Origin of the sequence: Porphyromonas sp. CAG:1061 (genome assembly GCF_000435035.1) — a bacterium.
In the GTDB taxonomy this organism is placed as follows: domain Bacteria; phylum Bacteroidota; class Bacteroidia; order Bacteroidales; family Porphyromonadaceae; genus Porphyromonas_A; species Porphyromonas_A somerae.
In genome coordinates, this window is the sequence record NZ_HF988904.1 from 9,207 (window position 1) to 10,465 (window position 1,259).

Consider the following 1,259-nt stretch of genomic DNA (forward strand, 5'->3'; position numbering starts at 1 on the left):
CCCCCAAGCCACTCCCCTCCCACTCGAGCTCAATACCAGCAAAGGCAAAGGCAAGCGTTGCAAACTCCCGCACTGAGTGCTGCTCCCCTGTCGCAATCACAAAGTCCCGAGGAGACTCCTGCTGTAGCATCAGCCACATACACTCCACATAATCCTTGGCATAGCCCCAGTCACGAAGGGCACTAAGGTTACCCAAATAGAGCTTATCCTGTACTCCAGCTGCGATCCTCGCCGCCGCCAAGGTGATCTTACGCGTCACAAAAGTCTCTCCCCTCCGCTCACTCTCGTGATTAAAGAGGATCCCATTCGCTACATACATGCCATAGCTCTCTCGGTAGTTGTGGCAAATCCAGTAGGCATACTGCTTCGCCACCGCATAGGGGGAAGAAGGTCGAAAGGGGGTCTGCTCATTCTGCGGACTCTCCACCACTTTCCCAAAAAGTTCCGAGGTACTGGCTTGGTAAATCCGCACTTTATCTCCCATTCCAAGAATCCTAACCGCCTCCAAGAGTCGCAGCGTCCCAAGAGCCACCGTCTCAGCGGTGTACTCAGGCACCTCAAAGGAGACCTTCACATGGCTCTGTGCCGCTAAGTTGTACACTTCATCTGGCTTCACCTCCTGCAGAATACGTAGAAGTGAACTAGAGTCGGTCATATCACCATAGTGAAGGTGCAGTGACCGCCCCTCATGCATATCCCTGATCCACTCATCTAGATAAAGATGCTCAATACGACCCGTATTAAAAGAACTACTCCGACGCATCACACCATGCACCTCATACCCCTTTCCGAGTAAAAACTCAGCAAGATACGAACCATCCTGACCCGTAATTCCTGTAATTAGTGCTACCTTCATGCCAACACCCAAAACTTATTCTCTAAATAGTCAATATTCCCCACTCCCACCCTTACTGCAAAGCTACCAAAAATATCACTCTCTACAGAACCCCCTGCCGAGCGGAGCCAGGGTCTAACAACCTTTTTCAGGAAACCACAGTCCGACTCGTCCGATCCGTCCGACTTGTCCGATAAGCCCCCCCACCAAAAAGGAGGCTAAAAAAGCCACAGTCTCAAGTGGTAAAAGTTTAGTTGCAACTAAGCAATTGCTTTGTTGCATCTCGGCATTTGCTTAGTTGCAACTCGCCGATCGCTTAGTTGCAACTCAGTTTTTGCTTTTATATAGTATTGAATATCAGTTTATTACAAATGCAGAAAATTGCACGAAGTGCCATTCTCATAGAAGAGAGCACCCAGGAGGG

1 protein-coding gene is annotated in these 1,259 nt (G+C 49.6%); it reads right to left on the reverse strand.

Annotated features, from left to right (window positions below; genetic code table 11):
- Window positions 1-856, reverse strand: an 856-nt coding sequence (gmd, locus tag QVO39_RS03895) for a GDP-mannose 4,6-dehydratase (protein ID WP_288171736.1), incomplete at its 3' end; no start/stop codon positions are given.
- Window positions 857-1,259: the final 403 nt, after the last annotated feature.